Source organism: Pseudomonas sp. GM17 (assembly GCF_000282175.2).
GTDB classification, from domain to species: Bacteria; Pseudomonadota; Gammaproteobacteria; order Pseudomonadales; family Pseudomonadaceae; genus Aquipseudomonas; species Aquipseudomonas chlororaphis.
In genome coordinates this window covers 356,026-378,825 of the sequence record NZ_CP124732.1, presented here as the reverse complement: position 1 = coordinate 378,825, position 22,800 = coordinate 356,026, and the positions used below count along the sequence as shown (strand labels likewise).

Below are 22,800 nucleotides of genomic sequence, written 5' to 3'. Positions count from 1 at the left end.
GAGCCCCGCCCAGTTCCAGCCTGGCGGCTGATCGCGAGCGCTTCGCTCCTACAAGAAGTCATCGAGATCACCTCAGGACGCCAGGCTCTTGCGGAACCGCGCCAAGGCGATGCCGAAGAACAGCAGGCCGATCACTGTCAGGGCTAGCAGGTCTGGCCAGACCACTTCAATGCCGGCGTCGCGAAACAGAATCGCGGCGCTGAGGCTGACGAAGTGGGTCGACGGCGAGCCCTGCATCACCCATTGCAGCCACTGGGGCATGCTGTCCAGCGGGGTACTGCCGCCCGATAGCAGCAACATCGGGATGATCACCGGAATCGCCAGCAAGCCGAATTGCGGGGTCGAGCGCGCCAGCGTGGCGAGAAAGATCCCCAGCGCGGTGCTGGCGAACAGGTAAAGCCCGGTCACCGCGAGGAACAGCGCCAGCGAGCCGGCCAGCGGCACGCCCAGCACACCCTTGACGATCACCTCCAGCGACACCCAGGTGCAGAGCACCACCACCAGCATGTTGCTCCAGATCTTCGCCAGCATGATTTCCAGGGCGGTCAGCGGCAGTACCAGCAGATGGTCGAGGGTGCCGTGCTCGCGCTCGCGCAGCAGCGCCGTTCCGGTCAGGACAATGGCCAGGATGGTGATGTTGTTGACGATCTGGATCACCGCGAGAAACCAGCCGCCCTGCAGATTGGTGTTGAACAGCGCGCGACTGGTCAACAGTGCAGGCATCCGGCTCGCCGGGTCGGCCTGGCTGTAGTTGAGTAGTTCGCGCTGGAAAATCCGCCCGATATAACCGGCGCCCATGAAGGCCTGGCTCATGGCCGTGGCGTCGACATTCACTTGCACGCTGGGTTGGCGCCCGGCCAGCAGATCGCTCTGGAAGTTGGCCGGCACGTTGATGACGAAGGTGAACTGGCCGCTGTCCAGGACCTGGTCCAACTGGTTGTAGGGCAACTGCACCGGGCTCTGGAATTCCGGTGGTTGCAAGGCCTCGGCCAACTGGCGCGAGAGCTGGCTGTGGTCTTCGTCCACCAGCGCCACGCTGGCGTTGTGCACGCCGATCACCGAACCGGCCGCCGGCATGTAGATGGCCACGGTGAAGGCGTACAGCAGAAACAGCAGCAACACGCTGTCGTGTCGCAGGCTGGTGAGCTCCTTGAGGCCCAGGCGCAGGATGTGGCTGAACCGGTGCATCAGGCCTCCTGTTTTTTCAGCATCGCCAGGCTCAGCCCGGTGAACCCGAGGAAGAACCCGAACAGCGCCAGGCACTGCGGCCACAGCTGGCGCAGGTCCAGGGCCTTGGTGAAGGTGCCGACGGCAATGTCGAGAAAGTAACCAGCGGGGAACAGCTGCCCCATCAGCGCCGCGGCGCCGTCCAGCGACGAGCGCGGCACGATCAGCCCGGAGAACTGGATGGTCGGCAGGCTGGTGATGATCATGGTGCCGAGGATCGCCGCGATCTGGGTACGGGTGAACGCGGAAATCAGCAGGCCCAGGCTGGTAGTGGCCAGCACATACAGCAGGCCGCCGAAGGCCAGGGTCAGGCCGCTGCCCTTGAAGGGCACGCCGAACAACCAACGGTTCATGGCCACCAGCAGCGCCAGGTTGATCAGGCTCAGGCCCAGGTAAGGCGCCTGTTTGCCCAGGAGAAACTCCAGGCGCTTGAGTGGCGTGGCGTAGAAGTTGGTGATCGAGCCCAGCTCCTTCTCGCGCACGATGCCCAGCGCCGTGAGCATCGCCGGGATGAACGCCAGGATCAGTGCCATCACGCCAGGGCCGATGGCATTCACGCTGACCACGTCCTGGTTGTAGCGAAAGCGGGTTTCCAGGCGGGCCGCGGGTGCTCGCCCCAGAGCCGGGCTGCTGTGTTCGGCGAGCGATTCGATATTGGCCTGATGCACCGCCTCGACATAGTTGCGGCTGGTCTCGGCGCGAAACGGCATGCCGCCGTCGAGCCAGGCGGCCACCGCGGGCTGGCGCCCGGCGTACAGGTCGCGACCGAAACCGGGGGGAATCTCCAGGGCCAGCTTGATCTCCGAGCGTTGCAGGCGCCGATGCAGTTCGGCGGCATCGCGGATCGGCTGCTGCTCCTTGAAGTAGCGGGAGCTGCGGAAGGCTTCCAGGTAAGCGCGGCTTTGCGGGGTCTGGTCCTGGTCGTAGACGGCGAAGGCGAGGTTTTCCACGTCCAGGGAAATGCCGTAGCCAAAGATCACCATCATGAACAGCGCCCCGAGCAGGGCGAACCCCAGGCGCACCCGGTCGCGCAACAGCTCCTTGCCTTCGCGGGTGGCCACGGCGATCAGGCGTGACAGGCGCAAGCGCCGACTGTCGCTGTGAATGGCGCTGCTGACTTCGGGCTGGGCGGTCGCCGGGGGAGCAGGTTCCGGCGCGCCCTGGGCGTCTTCCAGGCAGCGGACAAAAGCGGCCTCCAGGGTTTCGCCGGCGAACTGTTGCTGCAGGGCGGCCGGTGTATCGCAGGCCAATACCTTGCCGGCGTGCATCAGCGAGATGCGGTCGCAGCGCTGGGCTTCGTTCATGAAGTGGGTGGACAGGAAGATCGTTACCCCCTGTTCCCGCGACAGCTCGATCAACAGCCGCCAGAAGTCGTCGCGGGCCGCCGGGTCCACGCCCGAGGTCGGCTCGTCGAGAATCAGCACTTCCGGGCGGTGCAGCACCGCCACCGCCAGGGACAGGCGTTGACGCAAGCCCAGGGGCAGGGCGCCGGAGGGTTGATCGGCGATCTCCTGGAGAGTGAAGCGGCGGATCAGCTCTTCGATCCGCGGGCCGCTCTCGGCCTTGGGCAGGTCGAACAGCCGGGCGTGCAGCACCAGGTTCTGGCGCACGCTGAGTTCGCCGTACAGCGAAAAGCTCTGGGACATGAATCCCACGCGCTTGCGGGTGGCGAGGTCCCTGGCGTCCACCGGATTGCCCAGCAGCCTGGCGCTGCCTTCGGTGGCCGGCATCAGCCCGGTCAGGACCTTCATGGTGGTGGTCTTGCCGCAGCCGTTGGAGCCGAGAAAGCCGAAAATCTCGCCCCGGCCAATGGCGAAGCTGACCTTGTTCACGGCCGTGAAGTCGCCGAAACGCAGGGTCAGCTCATGGGCTTCGATAGCAATTTGCTGGTTGTCCGTGGTTCTTGGCGGGATCACCAGCGGCTGGTTGTCGTGCCCGCTGTCGCCTTGAAAGTGGGTGAAGGCATCGTCGAGCTTGCCGCTGGGCGTGGCGATGGCCAGTTCCCGGCTCAAGCCCTGGGCAATCAGCCGGCCGCGGTCGAGCATCAGGCAGTGCTCGAACTGCTCGGCTTCCTCCATATAGGCGGTGGCCACCAGCAGTGTCAGTTGCGGGCGCTGGCGGCGAACCTCGTCCACCAGTTCCCAGAAGCGCCGGCGGGACAGCGGATCGACGCCCGTGGTGGGTTCGTCGAGGATCAGCAGGTCCGGCTCATGGATCAATGCGCAGCACAGCCCGAGCTTCTGCTTCATCCCGCCGGACAGCTTGCCCGCGGGCCGTTCGGCGAAACGCAGCAGGTCGGTGGCCAGCAGCAGGTTGTGCATGCGCTGTTCGCATTCGATTTTCGACAGGCCGAACAGGGTGGCGAAGAAGCGAATGTTTTCCTCGATCGACAGCTCGGGATACAGGTTGCCGCCCAGGCCCTGGGGCATGAAGGCGATCCGCGCGTACAGGCTGTTGCGATGGCGGCGTTGTTCGATGGAGCCGCCGAGCACCTGCAGTTGACCCTGCTGCAGCTTCTTCACCCCGGCGATCAAGCCCAGCAGGCTCGACTTGCCTGCGCCATCCGGGCCGATCAATCCGCAGCGGGTGCCGCCGGGCAGGCTGAAGGCAAGGTCGACCAGGGCCTGTTGCGAGCCATAACGGTGGTTGATGCCCGTGGCCTGCAGCGCCAGTTCGTTCATTGCAGGTTGGCCGGCCAGTCCACGGTCGCGGTGCGCACGTAACCGGCGCCGGGCATGCCCGGCTTGGCCTGCGGTACGGCGCTGGGTTGGGTCAGCCGCAGCTTGACGCGGAACACCAGTTTTTGGCGTTCATCGCGGGTTTCCACTTCCTTGGGGGTGAACTGGGACTTGGCCGCGACAAAGCTGATCTTCGCCGGCAGCGGCTGATCGGGCAGGGCGTCGAGCAGGATCCGCGCCTCGCTGCCGACAGCCAGGCGCCCGGTCACCGAGGCGGACAGGTAGAGGTTCATGTACTGGTCGCTCGGGTCGATCAGCAGCAACACCCGGCCGCCGGCGCCCAGCACTTCGCCCGGTTCGGCCAGGCGCAATTGGATGATGCCGTCGATGGGCGCGCGCAGGCTGCTGTCGTCGATCTCGCTGGTCAGCTGGGCGACCATGGCCTTGGCCGAGCCAATGGCGGCGCGCACCGCGGCGACCTGGGCCTGGGCTGCCTGGACGGCGGCGTTGCCGGTGTTCAGGCGCGCCTGCTGCTGGTCGATGATCTGCTGGCTGGCGTAACCACGGTTGAACAGTTCCCGGGAACGCTTGAGTTCCTGGTTGGCCAGCAGCAGTTCGCTCTGGCGCAGCTGCACATTGGCTTCGGCCGCCGCGAGGTTTTCCCGGGTGCGCACCACGTCGGCCTCGGCCTGGGCGCGCTGGGCCTCCAGGGTGCGGGTGTCCATGCGGGCCAGCAGCTGGTCCTTGGACACTCTGTCGCCTTCGTCGACGAGCACTTCGGCCAGGCGTCCGGGCGTCTTGCTGGCGATCTGCACCTCTGTGGCTTCAAGCCGGCCGTTGCCCATGCTCAGGCCTTCGGGCAGGCGGTCCAGGGTGGACTTCCAGTAACCAAAGCCGCCCGCGATCAGCAGCAATGCCAGCAAGGCGAAGGCAAAAAGGCGGGAGGAACGGTGATTCGTCGGCATTGGGGACATCCCTGCGGCAGTAGCGTCCTAGTCTGGCGGCTCAAGCCGTTGGGCGACTTGATGTCCGTCAAATGAACGGGCAAGCCTAGTACGTTGTGCGCGGGATGCCTGCCTGAGTATCGCTTGCGGCCTGTTCAGCGCAGCGCGAGCACCGCCGCCCACTGTTCGGCGGTCACTGGCATCACGGACAGCCGGCTGCCTTTCTGCACCAGGGGCAGTTCGGCGAGGGCGGTTTGCTGCTTCAGATAATCCAGGCGCAGCACCTTGGGGAAGGTTTCGACATGGGCGACGTCGACGGCGCTCCAGGCATTTTTCTCGGCGCTGGCCTTGGGATCGAAATGCGGGTTTTCCGGTTCCAGGGCGGTCGGGTCGGGGTAGGCGGCCTCGATGATTTGGCCGATCCCGGCGATGCCCGGTTCGGGACAGCTGGAGTGATAAAAGAAGAATTGGTCACCCACCGCCATGTTGCGCAGGAAGTTTCGTGCCTGGTAGTTGCGTACGCCGTCCCAGCACGCCTGTTTCTTGAGCGCCAGGCCCTCGATCGAGAGTTCTTCCGGTTCGGATTTCATCAGCCAATAGGCCATTTTCTGTGCTCTCCAGAGGGACGTGGGCAAGTTGTCGGGCAATTTTATGACAAACCGACAGTCGGTTGACGCCAGCATTTGCGTGTCGGTTCACGTTATCGCAGAATGCCGGGATTTTAAGCTTGACGCTGCTGCACGGCCTGTTATGGAAACCGTCGCTGTCATCGTGTGGGATTTGCCTGAGGGGGGCAATCGATGCAACGCAAACCGGATTTACTATGGATTTTGGTTATTTTGTTCGGTTTGGGCGTAGTGACAACCGGTTATGCGCAGAGCCTGTGGGCCAACAAGACCGACGCACCGGTCGAACTTGCGCAACAGCAGCAGCCTTACAAGCGTTGATTCCTTCCAAGGCGCCGCTCTCTCCTGGTGGCGCCTATTTCGCGAAATACCATTTCTTGTCAGTCACCGTTCCTTGCAGCGGTACATCCCAGCTCGCCTGATCCAGTTTCGCGACTTTCTGACATTCGTGGGCCAGCCCCAGTAGCGTCGGCTTGCGCCAGCTTTTGCGCCGGGCCAGATAGGCCAGGCTGCGATCATAGAAACCACCGCCCATTCCCAGGCGTCCGCCCGCCTCATCGAAGCCGACCAGCGGCAACAGCACCAGATCCAGGGCCCAGACCTTGCGTTGCCGGGCCAGGCTCACCTGTGGCTCGGGAATGCGGAAGCGGTTGGGGCGCAGCTTTTCGCCGGGGCGAACTCGCTGAAACACCATCTTGGTCCGTGGCCAGGCGCTGAGCACCGGCAGGTAAGTCGCCTTGCCCCGGCGTTGCGCGGCCAGCAGCAGCGGGCGCGGGTCGATTTCACCGTCCATGGGCAGGTAAAGGGAGATGTGCCTGGCGCGGCGGAACAGCGGATGCTGTGCCAGTTGCCGATACAGCCCACGAGAGGCCTGGCGTTGTTCGCTGGCGGTGAGGGCGCGGCGGGCTTTGCGCAGGATGCGTCGAAGTTGCGGGCGGGAAAGCGGCGCCGGTTCGGTCATGGTCGCTCGGGTCCGGGAGGAGTACGGCAGGACAGCGTACCAAATAACCCTGATCGAAAAAAACGGAGCCGAAAAAAACGGAACTGAAAAAGCGGAGCCCCAAAAAAACAATGCCAGCTATTTGCATAGCTGGCATTGGCATGGAATTCAGGCTCCCCGGATGAACCGCTGTCGACTTAGCCCTTGAACCCGAAAGTTCAAGGCGGAAGATGCAGTAGGCGTTAAGGCTTTCCGTCTAGCGGACATGCACACCGGCCCAACGTGCAACTTCCAGGGTAGTGCGAATCGGCTCAGGGACATCGCCAACTGGCAAGCACCCCAGGGAGTGGTGGGGATTATACCGCAACCACCCTCAGGAATCAGCCTTGGTTGTATCGGTGTCGGTGGCGAGCACCAGATCCACGCGCTCGAGCAGGTCGCGCACCTGTTCGCGGGTCGAACCGCTGGCTTGCACGTCAGGGCGGTCCTGCTTGTGCAGCAGATCGTGGGTGATATTGAGGGCGGCCATCACCGCGATACGATCGGCGCCAATGACTTTGCCGCTGCTGCGGATCTCGCGCATCTTGCCATCCAGGTACCGGGCGGCGCTCACCAGATTGCTACGCTCTTCCTGGGGGCAGATGATCGAGTACTCTTTGTCGAGGATCTGCACGGTAACGCTATTGCTTGAACTCATGAGTCTTGCTCCAGGGCCTTGAGGCGCGAAATCATCGATTCGACCTTACGCCGGGCGATTTCGTTTTTTTCAATGAGGTGCGCGCGTTCCTCGCGCCAAGTCTTTTCCTGAGCTAATAAGAGTGCGTTTTGACTCTTTAGTTGCTCGACCCGGCCAATTAGCAGTTCGAGTCTAGCCATCAGCGCTTGCAGATCGGTGTCTTCCATTGGATCCCACTGGATTTGTCTGATGAGTGGCAACTGCCTGGGCAAACGAGTTGACGGCCTCGATGGTCTTGGCGCGTCTGCCGATGCTAGGATACAAGGCCTCCATTCTAGACATTGCGCCGCTTGGCGCCTAGCTGCCCATGCCCATTCAGAATTCCCCGTACAACGCCTTCGCCACCCTGCTCAGCAGCAGCGGTCACCCTGTCTCGCCCGCCGAATTGCATGGCCTGTTGCTGGGTCGCAGTTGCGCCGGCGCCGGCTTCGAAGTCGACGGCTGGCTGATCGACGCCGCCGAGCTGCTCGAAGGCGAGCCGCAGGACAATGTTCGCAACGCCTTGATCGGCCTGCAGGAAATGGTCAAGGGCGAGCTGACCAGCGATGACATGACTGTCGTCCTGCTGCTGCCCACCGACGACGCCCCGCTGGCCGAGCGCGCCGCGGCCCTGGGTCAGTGGTGCCAGGGTTTCCTCACCGGCTTCGGCCTGAACTCCCGCGACAGCAGTGCCCTGAGCACCGAGGCCACGGAAGTGCTGCAGGACCTGGCGGCGATCGCCCAGGTACAGGACGCGCTGGAAGAGTCCGACGACGGCGAAAGCGACTACATGGAAGTGATGGAATACCTGCGGGTCGCCCCGCTGCTGCTGTTCACCGAGACCAACAAGACGGTTGAACCGGCCGCCAAGCCTTCTCTGCACTGATCGCTCGATAGGGAAATCCGTCTGCCCATGATCCATATCCCGAAATCGGAATACACCCGCCGCCGCAAGGCGCTCATGGCGCAGATGGAACCCAACAGCATCGCGATCCTGCCGGCTGCCGCGGTGGCGATCCGCAACCGCGATGTCGAGCATGTCTACCGCCAGGACAGCGATTTCCAGTACCTAAGCGGTTTCCCAGAACCCCAGGCGGTGATCGTGCTGATGCCCGGTCGCGAACATGGCGAGTACATCCTGTTCTGCCGTGAGCGTAATGCCGAGCGCGAACTCTGGGATGGCCTGCGGGCTGGCCAGGAGGGCGCGATCCGCGATTACGGCGCCGACGATGCCTTCCCCATTACCGACATCGACGACATCCTGCCGGGCCTTATCGAAGGCCGCGACCGGGTGTATTCGGCCATGGGCAGCAACCCCGAGTTCGATCGCCACCTGATGGAATGGATCAACGTGATCCGCTCCAAGGCACACCTGGGCGCCCAGCCGCCGAACGAATTCGTTGCCCTGGATCATCTGCTGCACGACATGCGCCTGTATAAATCGGCGGCGGAAGTGAAGGTGATGCGCGAGGCCGCGCGGATTTCCGCCCAGGCCCATATCCGGGCCATGCAGGCCAGCCGTGCCGGCCTGTACGAATTCAGCCTGGAAGCCGAGCTGGACTACGAGTTCCGCCGGGGCGGGGCGAAGATGCCGGCCTACGGCTCGATCGTCGCCGCTGGGCGCAACAGCTGCATCCTGCATTACCAGCAGAACGACGCGTTGCTCAAGGACGGCGATCTGGTGCTGATCGACGCCGGTTGCGAGATCGATTGTTATGCCAGCGATATCACCCGCACCTGGCCGGTGAATGGCAAGTTTTCCGCCGAGCAGAAGGCGATCTACGAGCTGGTGCTGGCCTCCCAGGAAGCCGCCTTTGCCGAGATCGCGCCGAACAAGCACTGGAACCAGGCCCATGAAGCGACCGTCAGGGTGATCACCTCCGGGCTGGTCAAGCTGGGTCTGCTCGAAGGCGAGGTGGACGAGTTGATCGCCAGCGAAGCCTACAAGGCGTTTTACATGCATCGCGCCGGCCACTGGCTGGGCATGGATGTACATGATGTCGGCGAGTACAAGGTCGGCGGCGAATGGCGGGTACTGGAAGTCGGCATGGCCCTGACGGTCGAGCCGGGCATCTACATCGCGCCGGACAATCAGAACGTGGCGAAGAAATGGCGCGGCATTGGCGTGCGCATCGAGGATGACGTGGTGGTAACCAAGCAAGGCTGTGAAATTCTCACCGGTGGCGTGCCCAAGACCGTGGCCGAGATCGAGGCCCTGATGGCCGCCGCACGGAGCTGCGCAGCATGAACCGGGTCAATCTGGCGATCATCGGCGGTGGTCTGGTCGGTGCCAGCCTGGCCCTGGCCTTGCAGGCCGGCGCCAAGGAGCGCGGCTGGAAGATCGTGCTGATCGAGCCGTTCGCTCCGGGCGATACCTATCAGCCCAGCTACGATGCGCGCTCTTCGGCGCTGTCGTTCGGCGCGCGGCAGATCTATCAACGGCTGGGTGTGTGGCAGGAAATCTCCCGCCGCGCCGAGCCGATCAAACAGATCCATGTCTCCGACCGTGGGCGGTTTTCCACCGCGCGGCTGTCGGCCATGGAGGAGGGTGTTCCCGCCCTCGGTTATGTGGTGGAAAACGCCTGGCTCGGCCAATGCCTGTGGCAGGGGCTGGACAAGGACGTGGTGAGCTGGCGCTGCCCGGCCGAAGTCACGCGCATGGAGCCGCTGGAAGATGGCTACCGCCTGACTCTCAACGATGAAACCAGCCTGGATTGCGAACTGGCGGTGCTGGCCGACGGCGGTCGCTCGGGGCTGCGCGAGCAACTGGGGATCGGGGTGAAAAAGCGCCCCTACAACCAGAGCGCGCTGATCGCCAATATCACCCCGAGCGAAGCCCATAACGGCATGGCCTTCGAGCGCTTCACCGACGACGGCCCGATGGCCCTGCTGCCGCTGCCGGACAACCGCTGCGCACTGGTCTGGACCCGCCTGGGCATGGACGCGCAGCGCCTGGCCGCGCTGGACGAGCGCAGCTTCCTCAGCGAATTGCAGGGGGTATTCGGTTATCGCCTGGGCACCCTGAAACAGGTCGGCGCGCGGCATCTTTACCCGCTGGCGCTGGTGGAGGCCGAGGAGCAGGTGCGTCCTCACCTGGTGGTGCTGGGCAACGCCGCCCATAGCCTGCACCCGATTGCCGGGCAGGGTTTCAACCTGTCGTTGCGCGACGCCCAGGCGCTGGCCGATGCCTTGCTGGTCAGCCCGACGCCGCCGGGCGATTTCAGTATCTTGCAGGCCTACCGTGAGCGGCAGCGTCTGGACCAGGACCTGACCGTGGGCTTCTCCGACCAGGTCACCCGGCTGTTCGGCAGCAAGCTGCCGCTGGTGTCCCTGGGGCGCAATATCGGGCTACTGGGCCTGGACCTGCTGCCACCGGCCAAACGCTGGTTCGCGCGGCAAGCCATGGGCCTGGGTACCCGTCCCGATGCGTGAGTGGCTGAGTCCGCGACCGGGCATGGAAATCCAGCACAGTGTCGGCAGCCAGGTAGCGCGGTTCGACAAAACCCTTTACGTGCGGCTCAAGCCGCAAGCGAGACAGGCTTAAAGCATGGAAATGCGTGCAGATCTGCTGATTGTCGGGGCCGGAATGGTCGGGAGCGCCCTGGCGCTGGCGTTGCAGGACAGCGGCCTGGAAGTGCTGCTGCTCGATGGCAGCCCGCTGAAGGTCAAGCCCTTCGACGACGAAGCACCGTTCGAGCCGCGGGTGAGCGCATTGTCGGCGGCCAGCCAGCGGATTCTCGAGCGCCTGGGTGTCTGGGAAGGGGTGACCCGGCGGCGCAGCAGCCCGTATGCCGAGATGCAGGTCTGGGATGGCAGCGGCACCGGGCAGATTCACTTCTCGGCCGCCAGCGTGCATGCCGAGGCGCTGGGCCACATCGTGGAAAACCGCGTGGTCCAGGACGCGCTGCTGGAGCGCCTGCACAACTGCGACATCGGCCTGCTGGCCAACGCCCGCCTGGAGCAGATGCGCCGTTCCGGCGACGACTGGCTGCTGACCCTGGCCGACGGCCGCAGTCTGCGCGCCCCACTGGTAATTGCCGCCGATGGCGCCAATTCGGCGGTGCGGCGCCTGACCGGCTGCGCTACCCGTGAATGGGATTACCTGCATCACGCCATCGTCACCAGCGTGCGTTGCGCCGAGCCGCACCAGAGGACCGCCTGGCAGCGTTTCACCGACAACGGCCCGCTGGCGTTCCTGCCGCTGGAGCGCGACGGACTGCACGATTGGTGTTCGATCGTCTGGTCGACCACGCCCAGTGAGGCCGAACGCCTGATGGCGCTGGACGACAGCGACTTCTGCCGAGAGCTGGAGCGCGCCTTCGAAGGCCGCCTGGGCGCGGTGTTGAGCGCCGATCCGCGGCTCTGCGTGCCTTTGCGCCAGCGTCATGCCAAGCGTTACGTGGCGCAAGGCCTGGCCCTGATCGGCGACGCGGCCCATACCATCCATCCACTGGCCGGGCAGGGGGTCAACCTGGGCTTCCTCGATGCCGCGGTGTTGGCCGAGGTGCTGCTGCAGGCGGCCAGCCGTGGCGAACGCCTGGCCGACACCAAGGTGCTCAGCCGTTACGAGCGGCGGCGCATGCCGCACAACCTGGCGTTGATGGCGGCGATGGAAGGCTTCGAACGGCTGTTCCAGGCCGATCCGCTGCCGCTGCGCTGGTTGCGTAATACCGGGTTGAAAATGGTCGACCAGATGCCCGAGGCCAAGGCGCTGTTCGTGCGCCAGGCGTTGGGCCTCAGCGGGGATCTGCCGGAACTGGCCAAGGCCTGACCGTTATCGCGAGTAGTCGAACCGCTCACCGGCGGCTCCCGCAGGGGGCCGCGCGGACATGTGTGGGCGCGCGTCTGCTCTGAACCGACGTTGGCGATGCATCAGCAACATCTCGTAACGCCTCGCCCTCCGGTTCAGTTTGAGAAGCTAAATAGTAGTCCTTATCATTTACTCCCCTTTGATTTCGAGAGACCGCTCCCATGTTGGCACCGAAGCGTCTACTGACCGCCCTGGCCCTCACCCTCATTGGCGGCACTGTCCAGGCAGCCGACGAAGTGGTGGTCTACTCCTCGCGTATCGACGAACTGATCAAGCCGGTCTTCGATCTCTACACCCAGAAAACCGGGGTCCAGGTGAAGTTCATCACCGACAAGGAAGCGCCGCTGATGCAGCGGATCAAGGCCGAGGGCGAGAACGCCACCGCCGACCTGCTGCTCACCGTCGATGCCGGCAACCTGTGGCAAGCCGAGCAGATGGGCATCCTGCAGCCGTTCACCTCCAAGGTGATCGACACCAACATCCCCCTGCAATACCGCGCCGCCTCGCACGCCTGGACCGGCCTGAGCCTGCGGGCGCGGACCATCGCCTACTCCACCGCGCGGGTGAAACCGTCCGAACTGACCACCTACGAAGCCCTGGCTGACAAGCAGTGGGAAGGCCGGCTGTGCCTGCGCACGGCGAAGAAGGTCTACAACCAGTCGCTGACCGCGACCCTGATCGAAACCCACGGCGCGGCGAAAACCGAAGAAATCGTCAAGGGCTGGGTCAACAACCTGTCCACCGACGTGTTCTCCGACGACGTCGCGGTGCTCGAGGCGATCAGCGCCGGCCAGTGCGACGTGGGCATCGTCAACACCTACTACTACGGCCGCCTGCACAAGCAGAAGCCGGATCTGCCGGTCAAACTGTTCTGGCCGAACCAGGGTGACCGCGGCGTGCACGTCAACCTGTCGGGCATCGGCCTGACCAAGTACGCACCGCACCCGGAAGCCGCCAAGGCCCTGGTGGAATGGATGACCACCGAGGAAGCGCAGAAGATCTTCGCCGACGTGAACCAGGAGTTCCCGGCCAACCCGAGCGTTCCGCCGTCCGCCGAAGTGGCCGCCTGGGGCAAGTTCGTGGCCGACACCCTGCCGGTGGAAGTCGCCGGCAAGCGCCAGGCCGAGGCCATTCGCCTGATGGACCGTGCTGGCTGGAACTGATCCGCTGGTTATACTGCGCCCCGCCTTTGCGGGGCGTTTTGTTTAACCGGTTCGTAATTGCCTTTTATTGATCCATCTCGTTCGAGAGTCTTTCGTGGCCCATCCCGCCCAACGTCGCTGGTACCCGCTGGTTTTTGCCGTCGCCGCCCTGGTGCTGCTGCCGCTGAGCGTGCTGCTGCTGTCGTGGCAGGTGATCGACCAGCAGATCTGGTCGCACCTGTGGGAGACCCAGATGCCGCGCCTGCTGGGCAACACCCTGACCCTGGTGCTGGGCGTCGGTGTCGGCGTGACGCTGCTGGGCGTGAGTCTGGCCTGGCTGACCAGCCTCTGCGAGTTTCCCGGAAGGCGCTGGCTGGACTGGGCGCTGATGCTGCCCTTTGCGATTCCGGCCTACGTGCTGGCCTTTGTCTTCGTCGGCCTGCTGGACTTTTCCGGCCCGGTGCAGACCCTGCTGCGCGAATGGTTCGGCACGGGCCTGCGCCTGCCGCGGGTGCGTTCCACCGGCGGGGTGATCCTGGTCCTGGTGCTGGTGTTCTATCCCTATGTGTACCTGCTGGCGCGCACCGCGTTCCTGGCCCAGGGCAAAGGCCTGATGGAAGCCGCGCGGGTGCTTGGGCAGACGCCCTGGCAGGCGTTCTGGCGCGTGGCCCTGCCCATGGCGCGGCCGGCCATCGGTGCCGGCGTGGCCCTGGCGCTGATGGAAACCCTGGCCGATTTCGGCGCGGTGGCGGTGTTCAACTTCGACACCTTCACCACCGCCATCTACAAGACCTGGTATGGCTTCTTCAGCCTGTCCAGCGCCGCGCAACTGGCCAGCCTGTTGCTGCTGGCGGTGATGCTGGTGCTGTACGGCGAGCGTCGCGCCCGTGGCGCCAGTCGCTCCGGCAACGAGCGGCCGCGGGGCAAGGCGCTGTACCACCTGCATGGCATCAAGGCCCTGGCGGCCACCAGTTGGTGCGCGTTGGTGTTCGCCTGCGCCTTTGTCATCCCAGTGCTGCAACTGGTGGTGTGGTTCTGGCAGCGTGGCCGTTTCGACCTCGACGAGCGTTATGCCGGGCTGATCCTGCACACCCTGTACCTGGGCGCCATGGCGGCCCTGATCACGGTCAGCGTGGCCCTGCTGCTGGCGTTCGCCCGACGGCTGGCGCCGACCCGGGCGATCCGCTCCGGCGTCAGCCTGGCCAACCTGGGGTATGCCTTGCCGGGCTCGGTGCTGGCCGTGTCGATCATGCTGGCCTTCAGTTATCTGGACCGCGAGCTGGTGATCCCGCTGTCGGGCTGGCTGGGTGGGGCGGGCAAGCCGTTGCTGCTGGGCAGCCTGGCGGCGTTGCTGCTGGCCTATCTGGTACGGTTTATCGCGGTGGCCTACGGGCCGCTGGAAAGCAGCCTGGCGCGGATCCGCCCCTCGTTACCGGAAGCAGCGCGCAGCCTGGGGGTCAGCGGACCGCGACTGTTTTTCAAAGTGTATCTGCCGCTGTTGCTGCCCGGCACCCTGAGCGCGGCGTTGCTGGTGTTCGTCGATGTGCTCAAGGAAATGCCCGCCACCTTGCTGATGCGCCCGTTCGGCTGGGACACGCTGGCGGTGCGGATCTTCGAGATGACCAGCGAGGGCGAGTGGGCGCGTGCCGCGTTGCCGGCCCTGACCCTAGTCCTGGTGGGATTGCTGCCGGTGATCGGACTGATCCGACGCTCCGCTCATCGAATCGGTTAGGTGCCAGTGTCACACCTTGCGGCTACAATGCGCGGCATTCGGTGTGGTCGATCTTTCTGATCGGGTCTTTTGAATTGTCTGAGAGCCATCTATTTCAAGGCTTCCAGCTCATACAGCGACCGCCCGCACCTTCGCCACGCCCGGAAGGAGAAACCCATGGGACAGCGCACGCCTCTGTATGACCTTCATCTCGCCCTGGGCGCGAAGATGGTCGATTTTGGCGGTTGGGATATGCCTCTGCATTACGGCTCGCAGGTCGAGGAGCACCATCAGGTGCGACGCGATTGCGGGGTTTTCGATGTATCCCACATGACCGTGATCGATGTCGACGGCCCCCAGGCCAAGGCCTGGCTCCAGCACCTGCTGGCCAACGACGTCGAACGCCTGCAAAGCCCGGGCAGGGCCTTGTACAGCGCCATGCTCAACGAGCACGGCGGTATCGTCGACGACATGATCGTCTACCGCACCGAAGCCGGTTACCGGCTGGTGGTCAACGCCGCCACTCGTGACCAGGACATGGCCTGGATGCAGGCGCAGCTGGGCGCTTTCCAGGTGCAACTGCACGAACGCTCCGAGCTGGCGATGCTGGCGATCCAGGGGCCCCACGCCCGCCACAAGATCGCCGAGCTGGTGACCCAGTCGCGCGGCACGCTGATCCAGCAACTCAAGCCCTTCGAAGGCCAGGCCGATGGCGACTGGTTCATCGCGCGCACCGGTTACACCGGTGAGGATGGCCTGGAAATCGTCCTGCCGGCCGACCAGGCCCCGGCGTTCTTCAACGATCTGGTGGGCGCGGGGATCTCGCCGATCGGACTCGGCGCCCGCGATACCTTGCGCCTGGAGGCCGGCATGAACCTGTACGGTCAGGATATTCACCAGGAGGTTTCACCGCTGGTGGCCAACATGGCCTGGAGCATCGCCTGGGAGCCGGCGTCGCGTAAGTTCATCGGGCGCACCGCGCTGGAGGCCGAGCGCGCGGGTGGGGTGAAGCACAAACTGGTCGGCCTGGTGCTGGAAGAACGCGGCGTGCTGCGTGCCCATCAGGTGGTTCGCATCGCCGATGTTGGCGAAGGAGAGATCACCAGTGGTAGTTTCTCTCCTACGCTTAGCAAATCGATCGCCCTGGCGCGGGTGCCCATGGCTACCGCCGACCGGGCAGAAGTGGAAATCCGTGGCAAGTGGTACCCGGTCCGGGTGGTAAAACCGACCTTCGTGCGTCATGGCAAAACCTTGATCTAACTTATTTCCGGCGGGATCTACCGCTGACATTTCTTCTTGAGGACACAGAACATGAGCGATATCCCTGCTGACCTGCGTTTTGCCGAAAGTCACGAATGGGCCCGTCTGGAAGCCGATGGCACCGTGACCGTGGGCATCAGCGACCACGCTCAGGAAGCCCTGGGCGACGTGGTGTTCGTCGAGCTGACCGAAGTCGGCAACGTCTTCGGCGCTGGCGACCAGGCCGGTGTGGTGGAATCGGTGAAGGCCGCTTCCGACATCTACGCGCCAGTGGCCGGCGAAGTGATCGCGGTCAACGAAGACCTGAGCGACAGCCCGGAACTGCTCAACAGCGACCCGTACGGCGCCTGGATCTTCAAGCTCAAGCCGGCCAACGCTGCTGATCTTGAGAAGCTGCTCGACGCAGCCGGTTATAAGGCCGCTATCGGCGAATAACCGCTGCCGCAAGCCAAGCTGTTACAAGAGCGCCGTGTTCCCTTATCGGATATGCGGCGTTTTTCGTTTAAGACAATGCGACAACTCAAGTCACTGGCCTAGCGACGGAGCGATCTGGCCAGCAGCACGGCTTTGCTTACCCTGACATGAAGTTCGGCTATTTCTTCTGTTGTCAGGCTCCGTGCCGGTTCGCCGCTGACCCAGGCGCCCTGGTTGTTGTAGGTGACGGTTTTGGTTTCTCCGTCGTTCACGCTGATGGTGTAAGGATTGGACAGAGTGCTGGGGATTAACGAGCCCGCTGTCTGGCCTGGGCCGAACCATAATTGAAACTCGTTCTTGGGTGTCATGGTAGCGACACCTATATTCATGCCGCCTGAACAGTTCACCCAGAGATTGAGTCCGGTAGAGTCCAATAATATTTCGCTGGGGTTGGCCGAAAGTTCGTTATTTATTGAAACATCTCCTGGCGTGCCACCGTTCTTTGCAGGGCTGAATACACCGTACTTAGTCAGGGTGGTTATCTGGCCGGTGTTGATGGGCAGGTTCTTTCCGCCTGAAGTAAAGTTGACATCTCCCTCTTGCACGGGCGTGTTTGTAAAGTTGACCATGTAAGAGTCATTGGTGATATTGAAGACGTTCTTATATTGATAGGACGGCTGGTTGGGTGCGGCGAAGGGGGGCTTTGCAAACCAGATGACGGTGAAAGTACTGTTTACTTTCTTCGCCAGATAGAGGCTGTAGTTGTTTACCTTTTGGGCAACAAGTTGATCTTCTTCGATATAGACGATGATGGTCTGTTTGCTCATGGCTAGTCTCACGTTCATCCCGTGGATGATTTCGGTGCAGAGTCTCGAGTCCTGCTGGCCGGGTTCGACGCCATCAACAAAAAAACCCTGTAGATCGGCGATATACAGGGTTTTCTTGTTTGAGCGGCGTTTGCGAGCGAAAGACTGCCAAGGGTATCGCGTGGTGCTCTGCGTCCTTCGCGCAACCGATGCTCGAGCCCGTCCCGCGGACTATGCCGCGATCCCGGCCCTGGCGTGAAGTGCCTTGATTTCAGCAGCGCTCAGGCGTTTGGCCGGTTCGCCGGTCACCCAGGTTCCACTGTCGGTGTAGGTAATGGTGATGCTGCCGCCATCCTGCAGGGTCACCACATAGGGGTTGGACAGGTTGGTGGCGATCAACGAACCGGTTTCCTGAATGTTGCCGAACCAGACTTGGTATTGGCTTTTTGGTGTCAGCGTCGCAGTACCGATGTTCATGCCGCTCTGGCGATTCACCCAGATGTTATTGCCGTTGGAGTCCAGCAGGATTTGATGTGGATTGCCTTGCAGCAGGTTGTTGATCAGCACGTCCGAGGGTACGCCGCCATTCTTGGCCGGGGTGAACACACCATTGGCATCGAGGGTGGTGATCTGGCCGGTACTGATCGGCAGGTTCTTGCCGCCGGAGGTGAAGGTGACATCGCCACTGCTGACCGGGTCATTGGTGTAGTTGACCATGAACGACGGGGTGGTGACATCGAAAGTGTTTCTATATTGGTAACTAGGGTTGTTGACGGTGGCAATAGGTCCTTTTGATTGCCAGATGACAGTGAAGTCATTGTTTACTTTCTTGGCCAGATAAAGGCTGTAGTTGTTGTTTTTTTGTGCAATCAACTGCTGTTCTTCGATGTATAGAATTATTTGTTGGCTGCTCATTTCTTGAACTCCATTTCGAATAGATTGAAACATGGATTTTGTAACGGTCTTTGCAACTACGTAGTGGCCTTTTGTCTCAACTGCGCAGTCATCAGTAAACATAGCATGCAAAAAATTGAACTATAGAACTATTGGCTATTGCCTTTGGTGCTGTCTGTATTGCGGAAATTCAATATTTTGAATCGTGCTGGCTTATCATGTGTTTATGTGCGCAGTTAGACAAAGTTCTGTCGGGAGTCTGGTTTTTGGCACAAGGAAGCGGGCCGGTGGCGCTGATATATAGCGATTGGCAACTATCTTTATCGCTGAAATAAAAACGCCCAATGCAGGGCATTGAGCGTCTTGAATAGTGCAAGGGCTGGCCGTTCAGGGGCCGGTATCTGTTTATGCCTCTTGCAAGACCGCCTTCACCGCCGCTACCGAGCGTTCGACATCGCCCTTGCTCATGGCCGTGAACATCGGCAACGAGACGATCAGCCGTCCCACCCGTTCCGCCACCGGGAACATCCCCTCCTTGAAACCGCGCTCGCGGTACAGGCTCAGCAGGTGAATCGGCGGGTAGTGATAGCCGATGCCGATCCCGCGCTCCTGCATCTGCTCCATAAAGGTCGCCCGCGCTGGTTTGCCGTCATGCCGCTCCGGCAGTACCAGCTGGAACAGGTGCCAGTTGCTGTTGCTGAAGTCCGCCGGGGGCAGCTGGGCGCCGTAGCGAGCTTCGAAGTCGCTGCCCAGGCATTCGAAGTAATGCCGGGCCAGTTCGCGGCGATGAGCGGTGAGGGTTTCGAGGTGGGCGAACTGGCCCAGGCCGATGGCGGCCGCGACGTCGGTCATATTGAATTTGCCGCCCAGCACGTCCACGTCCAGGCCGTCGAAGCCGTGGCGGGTCACGCCCTGCAGTCGGTACTTCTCCGCCAGGCGAGCCTCTTCGGCGGTGTTCAGCACCAGGGCGCCGCCTTCGCTGCAGGTGACGTTCTTGTTGGCCTGGAAACTGAAAGACACCAGGTCGCCGCCAGCGCCGATGCGCTCGCCATTCCAGCTTGAGCCCAGCGCCTGGGCGGCGTCTTCCACGACCCGCAGGCCGTGCTTGCGCGCCAGGGCGTAGAGGCGCGCCATATCGACCGGCAGGCCGGCGAGAAACACCGGGATGATGGCTTTGGTCCGTGGCGTGATGGCCGCTTCCACCTGGGCCAGGTCGATGTTGCGGGTGATCGGGTCGATGTCGGCGAACACCGGGGTGGCGCCGACTTCGAGAATCACGTTGGCCGTGGCCACCCAGGAGATCGGCGTGGTGATGACTTCATCGCCAGGGCCGATGCCGGCGATACGCAGGGCGATCTCCATGGTGCAGGTGCCGGAATTGAAGGTGCGCACCGGGCGCCCGCCGCAGTACTGCGAGAGTTGCGCCTCGAAGGCCTGGACCTTGGGCCCGCTGGTGATCCAGCCCGAACGCAGCACTTCGCCGACGCTGGCGATGGTGGCTTCATCGATGGTGGGTTTGGAAAACGGCAGGAAAGGCAGCTGGCTCATGACGATGGGATACCCGATAAACAGTGGTCGAGGCAGGGCGGCGGGCCGCGCCGGAGTCGAGCATCATGCTACCGGTTCGCCCGGGGTGCCACACCGTCGGCGTGCGGGATCGGCTGCTATGCTGCTTTGACCGTGTTCCATCGACGCCGAGCGCCGCCTGAGAGAGAGCCCGTCATGTCCCAGTTGCCGTCCTTGAGCCAGTTACGCGATCCCAATGCCTTTCTGCGGCGTCACCTCGGGCCCGACGCCGCCGAGCAGCAAGCGATGCTCGACAGCCTGGGCCTGGGCAGCCGGGTCGAGCTGATCGAACAGACCGTGCCGCCGGGCATCCGTTTCAACCGTCCGCTGGACCTGCCGCCAGCGCTGGACGAGCAGGCCGCCCTGGCTAAACTGCGCGGTTACGCCGAGCAGAACCAGGTATGGACCAGCCTGATCGGCATGGGTTATCACGGCACCCTGACCCCCACGGTGATCCTGCGCAACGTGCTGGAAAATCCCGGTTGGTACACCGCCTACACGCCCTACCAACCGGAAATCGCCCAGGGCCGGCTCGAAGCCCTGCTCAATTTCCAGCAACTGACCATCGACCTCACCGGCCTGGAACTGGCCAACGCCTCGCTGCTGGACGAAGCCACGGCCGCCGCCGAAGCCATGGCCCTGGCCAAGCGCGTGGCCAAGTCGAAAAGCAATCTGTTCTTCGTCGACCAGAACTGCCATCCGCAGACCCTCTCGGTGGTGCAGACCCGTGCCGAAGGGTTCGGCTTCGAACTGGTGGTCGACAGCCTGGACAACCTCAAGCGGCACCAGGTGTTCGGCGCCTTGTTGCAATACCCGGACACCCACGGCGAGATTCGCGACCTGCGGCCGCTGATCGATCACCTGCACGCGCAGCAGGCGCTGGCCTGCGTGGCGGCCGATCTGTTGAGCCTGTTGCTGCTGACGCCGCCGGGCGAGCTGGGGGCCGACGTGGTGTTCGGTTCGTCCCAGCGCTTTGGCGTGCCCATGGGCTACGGCGGGCCCCACGCAGCGTTCTTCGCCAGCCGCGAGGAGTACAAGCGGGCGATTCCGGGACGGATCATCGGCGTGTCCAAGGATGCCCGGGGCAACGTGGCGCTGCGCATGGCCCTGCAGACCCGCGAGCAGCATATCCGCCGCGAGAAGGCCAACTCGAACATCTGCACCGCCCAGGTGCTGCTGGCCAATATCGCCAGTTTCTACGCGGTCTATCACGGCCCGGAAGGCTTGCGGCGCATCGCCCAGCGCGTCCATCGCCTGACCTGCATCCTCGCCGCCGGCCTTGAGCGCAAGGGCATCGAGCGGCTGAACCGGCAGTTCTTCGACACCCTGACGCTGGAGGTCGGCGGTAGCCAGACGGCCATCATCGAGAGCGCCAAGGCCGTGCAGATCAATCTGCGGATCCTCGGACGCGGGCACCTGGGCCTGAGCCTGGATGAAACCTGCAACGAGAGCACCGTCGCCCGGCTGTTCGATGTGTTCCTCGGCGCCGACCACGGGCTGGACGTCGCGCAACTGGATGCTGAAACCCTGGTCCCGGGCATCCCCCAGGACCTGCTGCGCAGCACGTCTTACCTGAGCCATCCGGTGTTCAACAGCCATCACAGCGAAACCGAGATGCTGCGCTATCTCAAGCAGCTGGAGAACAAGGACCTGGCGCTGAACCAGTCGATGATCCCGCTGGGCTCCTGCACCATGAAGCTCAATGCCAGCAGCGAGATGATCCCCATCACCTGGCCCGGCTTCGCCAACCTGCATCCCTTTGTCCCGCCGGAACAGGCCCTCGGCTATTCGCTGATGATCGAGGAGCTGGAGCGCTGGTTATGCGCCATTACCGGCTTCGATGCGATCTGCATGCAGCCCAACTCCGGGGCCCAGGGCGAGTACGCCGGGTTGCTGGCGATCCGCAAATACCACGAGAGCCGCCAGCAGGGAGAGCGCAATATCTGTCTGATTCCCGCCTCGGCCCACGGCACCAACCCGGCCTCGGCGCAGATGGCCGGCATGCAGGTGGTGATCGTCGATTGCGACGCCGCCGGCAACGTCGACCTGCAAGACCTCAAGGACAAGGCGCAGATTGCGGGCGGACACCTGGCGTGCCTGATGGCCACTTATCCTTCGACCCACGGGGTGTACGAAGAGGGCATCAGTGAGATCTGTGAGGTGATCCACAGTCACGGCGGCCAGGTGTACATGGACGGCGCCAACCTCAATGCCCAGGTCGGGCTGACGCGGCCGGCCGATATCGGCGCCGACGTTTCCCACATGAACCTGCACAAGACCTTCTGCATTCCCCACGGCGGCGGTGGCCCGGGCATGGGGCCGATCGGCGTGCGGGCGCACCTGGCGCCGTTCGTGGCCAACCACCCGGTGGTGGCCATCGACGGGCCGCTGCCGCAGAACGGCGCGGTCAGCGCGGCGCCCTGGGGCAGCGCCAGCATCCTGCCGATCAGTTGGATGTACATCGCCCTGATGGGCCCGCAACTGGCGGATGCCAGCGAGGTGGCGATCCTCTCGGCGAACTACCTGGCCGAACACCTGAGCGGGGCCTTTGCGGTGCTCTACAGCGGGCGCAACGGCCGGGTCGCCCACGAATGCATTCTCGACCTGCGGCCGCTCAAGGCGCAGACCGGCATCAGCGAAGAGGACGTGGCCAAGCGCCTGATGGACTACGGTTTTCATGCGCCGACCATGTCGTTCCCGGTGCCGGGCACGCTGATGGTGGAACCCACCGAAAGCGAGTCCAAGGCTGAGCTGGACCGTTTTATCGAGGCCATGCTGAGCATTCGCGCCGAAATCGCCCAGGTCCAGGAAGGCAACTGGCCGGCCGAAGACAACCCGCTCAAGCGCTCGCCCCATACCCTGGCGGACATCGCCGGGGTCTGGGAGCGGCCCTACAGCATCGAGCAGGCAGTGATCCCCAGCCCCCACGCCAGGGCGCACAAGTACTGGCCGACGGTGAACCGGGTCGACAATGTCTACGGCGACCGCAACCTGTTCTGCGCCTGCGTACCGGTGGATGCCTATCGCTGAGCTCGAACGGCGGGCAAAAAAATGCCGCTCTCGTGAG

General features: G+C 63.4%; 20 protein-coding genes and 1 other RNA gene. 10 read left to right on the top strand and 11 right to left on the bottom strand.

The genetic code is table 11. The annotated features are described in order from the left end of the window. Positions 1–72: 72 nt before the first annotated feature. The 4 genes from PMI20_RS01715 to PMI20_RS01700 form a co-directional block, all read right to left on the bottom strand. Entirely contained in the window at positions 73–1,188 is a 1,116-nt protein-coding gene (locus PMI20_RS01715; RefSeq protein WP_007926736.1) for an ABC transporter permease, read from the bottom strand. Further along, positions 1,188–3,908, bottom strand: coding sequence for a ribosome-associated ATPase/putative transporter RbbA (gene rbbA, locus PMI20_RS01710; RefSeq protein WP_007926737.1), 2,721 nt, complete (start codon positions 3,906–3,908; stop codon positions 1,188–1,190). The genes PMI20_RS01715 and rbbA overlap by 1 nt, the downstream gene beginning before the upstream one ends. Beyond that, positions 3,905–4,870, bottom strand: coding sequence for an HlyD family secretion protein (locus tag PMI20_RS01705; protein WP_007926738.1), 966 nt, complete (start codon positions 4,868–4,870; stop codon positions 3,905–3,907). Before PMI20_RS01705 ends, rbbA begins: the two co-directional genes overlap by 4 nt. A gap of 134 nt (positions 4,871–5,004) precedes the next feature. Beyond that, complete coding sequence (locus PMI20_RS01700; RefSeq protein ID WP_007926739.1) at positions 5,005–5,454, bottom strand: EVE domain-containing protein; 450 nt, start codon at positions 5,452–5,454, stop codon at positions 5,005–5,007. Between the two features lie 195 nt (positions 5,455–5,649). Here PMI20_RS01700 and PMI20_RS01695 point away from each other — a divergent pair, with 195 nt between their 5' ends. After that, positions 5,650–5,796, top strand: a complete 147-nt coding sequence (locus PMI20_RS01695; RefSeq protein ID WP_007926740.1) for a hypothetical protein — start codon at positions 5,650–5,652, stop codon at positions 5,794–5,796. Between the two features lie 34 nt (positions 5,797–5,830). Here PMI20_RS01695 and PMI20_RS01690 read toward each other — a convergent pair whose 3' ends face one another. The 4 genes from PMI20_RS01690 to PMI20_RS01675 all read right to left on the bottom strand — a co-directional run bounded on the left by PMI20_RS01690 (position 5,831) and on the right by PMI20_RS01675 (position 7,318). Then, positions 5,831–6,436 carry a 5-formyltetrahydrofolate cyclo-ligase gene (locus PMI20_RS01690; RefSeq protein ID WP_007926741.1) on the bottom strand — a complete coding sequence of 202 codons (606 nt, stop codon included), beginning with the start codon at positions 6,434–6,436 and terminating at the stop codon, positions 5,831–5,833. Between the two features lie 149 nt (positions 6,437–6,585). Then, a non-coding RNA gene (gene ssrS, locus PMI20_RS01685) (6S RNA) lies at positions 6,586–6,764 on the bottom strand. 24 nt (positions 6,765–6,788) lie between these two features. Further along, positions 6,789–7,112 carry a cell division protein ZapA gene (locus tag PMI20_RS01680; RefSeq protein WP_007926742.1) on the bottom strand — a complete coding sequence of 108 codons (324 nt, stop codon included), beginning with the start codon at positions 7,110–7,112 and terminating at the stop codon, positions 6,789–6,791. Next, complete coding sequence (locus PMI20_RS01675; protein ID WP_007911197.1) at positions 7,109–7,318, bottom strand: TIGR02449 family protein; 210 nt, start codon at positions 7,316–7,318, stop codon at positions 7,109–7,111. The genes PMI20_RS01680 and PMI20_RS01675 overlap by 4 nt, the downstream gene beginning before the upstream one ends. A gap of 140 nt (positions 7,319–7,458) precedes the next feature. Here PMI20_RS01675 and PMI20_RS01670 point away from each other — a divergent pair, with 140 nt between their 5' ends. From PMI20_RS01670 to gcvH, 8 genes are all read left to right on the top strand, one after another. Next, the gene (locus PMI20_RS01670; protein ID WP_007926743.1) at positions 7,459–8,016 is read left to right on the top strand and encodes a YecA/YgfB family protein; all 558 of its coding nucleotides are present in this window, start codon (positions 7,459–7,461) and stop codon (positions 8,014–8,016) included. A 27-nt stretch (positions 8,017–8,043) separates the two neighbouring features. Then, the gene (gene pepP / locus PMI20_RS01665; protein ID WP_007926745.1) at positions 8,044–9,378 is read left to right on the top strand and encodes a Xaa-Pro aminopeptidase; all 1,335 of its coding nucleotides are present in this window, start codon (positions 8,044–8,046) and stop codon (positions 9,376–9,378) included. Beyond that, positions 9,375–10,562 carry a 2-octaprenyl-6-methoxyphenyl hydroxylase gene (gene ubiH / locus PMI20_RS01660; protein WP_007926748.1) on the top strand — a complete coding sequence of 396 codons (1,188 nt, stop codon included), beginning with the start codon at positions 9,375–9,377 and terminating at the stop codon, positions 10,560–10,562. The genes pepP and ubiH overlap by 4 nt, the downstream gene beginning before the upstream one ends. Before the next feature lie 121 nt (positions 10,563–10,683). Further along, on the top strand, positions 10,684–11,901 hold the full coding sequence (locus tag PMI20_RS01655; RefSeq protein ID WP_177323795.1) for a 2-octaprenyl-3-methyl-6-methoxy-1,4-benzoquinol hydroxylase: 1,218 nt from the start codon (positions 10,684–10,686) through the stop codon (positions 11,899–11,901). Between the two features lie 200 nt (positions 11,902–12,101). Further along, a complete protein-coding gene (locus PMI20_RS01650) occupies positions 12,102–13,103 on the top strand; it encodes an extracellular solute-binding protein (RefSeq protein ID WP_007926752.1) in 1,002 nt (333 codons plus the stop codon). Positions 13,104–13,197: 94 nt separating this feature from the next. Next, on the top strand, positions 13,198–14,814 hold the full coding sequence (locus tag PMI20_RS01645) for an ABC transporter permease (RefSeq protein WP_007926754.1): 1,617 nt from the start codon (positions 13,198–13,200) through the stop codon (positions 14,812–14,814). Between the two features lie 156 nt (positions 14,815–14,970). Next, positions 14,971–16,053, top strand: coding sequence for a glycine cleavage system aminomethyltransferase GcvT (gene gcvT, locus PMI20_RS01640; RefSeq protein WP_085532918.1), 1,083 nt, complete (start codon positions 14,971–14,973; stop codon positions 16,051–16,053). Positions 16,054–16,104: 51 nt separating this feature from the next. Beyond that, complete coding sequence (gene gcvH, locus PMI20_RS01635; protein ID WP_007928245.1) at positions 16,105–16,488, top strand: glycine cleavage system protein GcvH; 384 nt, start codon at positions 16,105–16,107, stop codon at positions 16,486–16,488. A gap of 98 nt (positions 16,489–16,586) precedes the next feature. On the opposite strand, the gene PMI20_RS01630 is transcribed toward gcvH, so the two are convergent. The 3 genes from PMI20_RS01630 to PMI20_RS01620 all read right to left on the bottom strand — a co-directional run bounded on the left by PMI20_RS01630 (position 16,587) and on the right by PMI20_RS01620 (position 19,715). Beyond that, positions 16,587–17,294: a hypothetical protein gene (locus PMI20_RS01630; protein ID WP_007928247.1), complete on the bottom strand. Its 708-nt coding sequence runs from the start codon at positions 17,292–17,294 to the stop codon at positions 16,587–16,589. A 210-nt stretch (positions 17,295–17,504) separates the two neighbouring features. Then, positions 17,505–18,188, bottom strand: coding sequence for a hypothetical protein (locus tag PMI20_RS01625; RefSeq protein WP_007928255.1), 684 nt, complete (start codon positions 18,186–18,188; stop codon positions 17,505–17,507). Positions 18,189–18,572: 384 nt separating this feature from the next. After that, entirely contained in the window at positions 18,573–19,715 is a 1,143-nt protein-coding gene (locus PMI20_RS01620; protein ID WP_007928257.1) for a DegT/DnrJ/EryC1/StrS family aminotransferase, read from the bottom strand. A gap of 174 nt (positions 19,716–19,889) precedes the next feature. On the opposite strand from PMI20_RS01620, the gene gcvP reads away from it, so the two are divergent. Then, complete coding sequence (gcvP, locus tag PMI20_RS01615) at positions 19,890–22,763, top strand: aminomethyl-transferring glycine dehydrogenase (RefSeq protein ID WP_007928259.1); 2,874 nt, start codon at positions 19,890–19,892, stop codon at positions 22,761–22,763. The last annotated feature ends 37 nt before the right edge of the window (positions 22,764–22,800 follow it).

What these genes read in the sequence shown, in the direction of transcription:
- gcvT (WP_085532918.1), top strand. Translation starts at nt 14,971, where the DNA reads ATGGGACAGCGCACGCCTCTGTATGACCTTCATCTCGCCCTGGGCGCG.
- PMI20_RS01670 (WP_007926743.1), top strand. Translation starts at nt 7,459, where the DNA reads ATGCCCATTCAGAATTCCCCGTACAACGCCTTCGCCACCCTGCTCAGC.
- ubiH (WP_007926748.1), top strand. Translation starts at nt 9,375, where the DNA reads ATGAACCGGGTCAATCTGGCGATCATCGGCGGTGGTCTGGTCGGTGCC.
- PMI20_RS01705 (WP_007926738.1), bottom strand. Translation starts at nt 4,870, where the DNA reads ATGCCGACGAATCACCGTTCCTCCCGCCTTTTTGCCTTCGCCTTGCTG.
- rbbA (WP_007926737.1), bottom strand. Translation starts at nt 3,908, where the DNA reads ATGAACGAACTGGCGCTGCAGGCCACGGGCATCAACCACCGTTATGGC.
- gcvH (WP_007928245.1), top strand. Translation starts at nt 16,105, where the DNA reads ATGAGCGATATCCCTGCTGACCTGCGTTTTGCCGAAAGTCACGAATGG.
- PMI20_RS01630 (WP_007928247.1), bottom strand. Translation starts at nt 17,294, where the DNA reads ATGAGCAAACAGACCATCATCGTCTATATCGAAGAAGATCAACTTGTT.
- PMI20_RS01675 (WP_007911197.1), bottom strand. Translation starts at nt 7,318, where the DNA reads ATGGAAGACACCGATCTGCAAGCGCTGATGGCTAGACTCGAACTGCTA.
- pepP (WP_007926745.1), top strand. Translation starts at nt 8,044, where the DNA reads ATGATCCATATCCCGAAATCGGAATACACCCGCCGCCGCAAGGCGCTC.
- PMI20_RS01625 (WP_007928255.1), bottom strand. Translation starts at nt 18,188, where the DNA reads ATGAGCAGCCAACAAATAATTCTATACATCGAAGAACAGCAGTTGATT.
- PMI20_RS01695 (WP_007926740.1), top strand. Translation starts at nt 5,650, where the DNA reads ATGCAACGCAAACCGGATTTACTATGGATTTTGGTTATTTTGTTCGGT.
- PMI20_RS01650 (WP_007926752.1), top strand. Translation starts at nt 12,102, where the DNA reads ATGTTGGCACCGAAGCGTCTACTGACCGCCCTGGCCCTCACCCTCATT.
- gcvP (WP_007928259.1), top strand. Translation starts at nt 19,890, where the DNA reads ATGTCCCAGTTGCCGTCCTTGAGCCAGTTACGCGATCCCAATGCCTTT.
- PMI20_RS01680 (WP_007926742.1), bottom strand. Translation starts at nt 7,112, where the DNA reads ATGAGTTCAAGCAATAGCGTTACCGTGCAGATCCTCGACAAAGAGTAC.
- PMI20_RS01715 (WP_007926736.1), bottom strand. Translation starts at nt 1,188, where the DNA reads ATGCACCGGTTCAGCCACATCCTGCGCCTGGGCCTCAAGGAGCTCACC.
- PMI20_RS01655 (WP_177323795.1), top strand. Translation starts at nt 10,684, where the DNA reads ATGCGTGCAGATCTGCTGATTGTCGGGGCCGGAATGGTCGGGAGCGCC.
- PMI20_RS01700 (WP_007926739.1), bottom strand. Translation starts at nt 5,454, where the DNA reads ATGGCCTATTGGCTGATGAAATCCGAACCGGAAGAACTCTCGATCGAG.
- PMI20_RS01620 (WP_007928257.1), bottom strand. Translation starts at nt 19,715, where the DNA reads ATGAGCCAGCTGCCTTTCCTGCCGTTTTCCAAACCCACCATCGATGAA.
- PMI20_RS01690 (WP_007926741.1), bottom strand. Translation starts at nt 6,436, where the DNA reads ATGACCGAACCGGCGCCGCTTTCCCGCCCGCAACTTCGACGCATCCTG.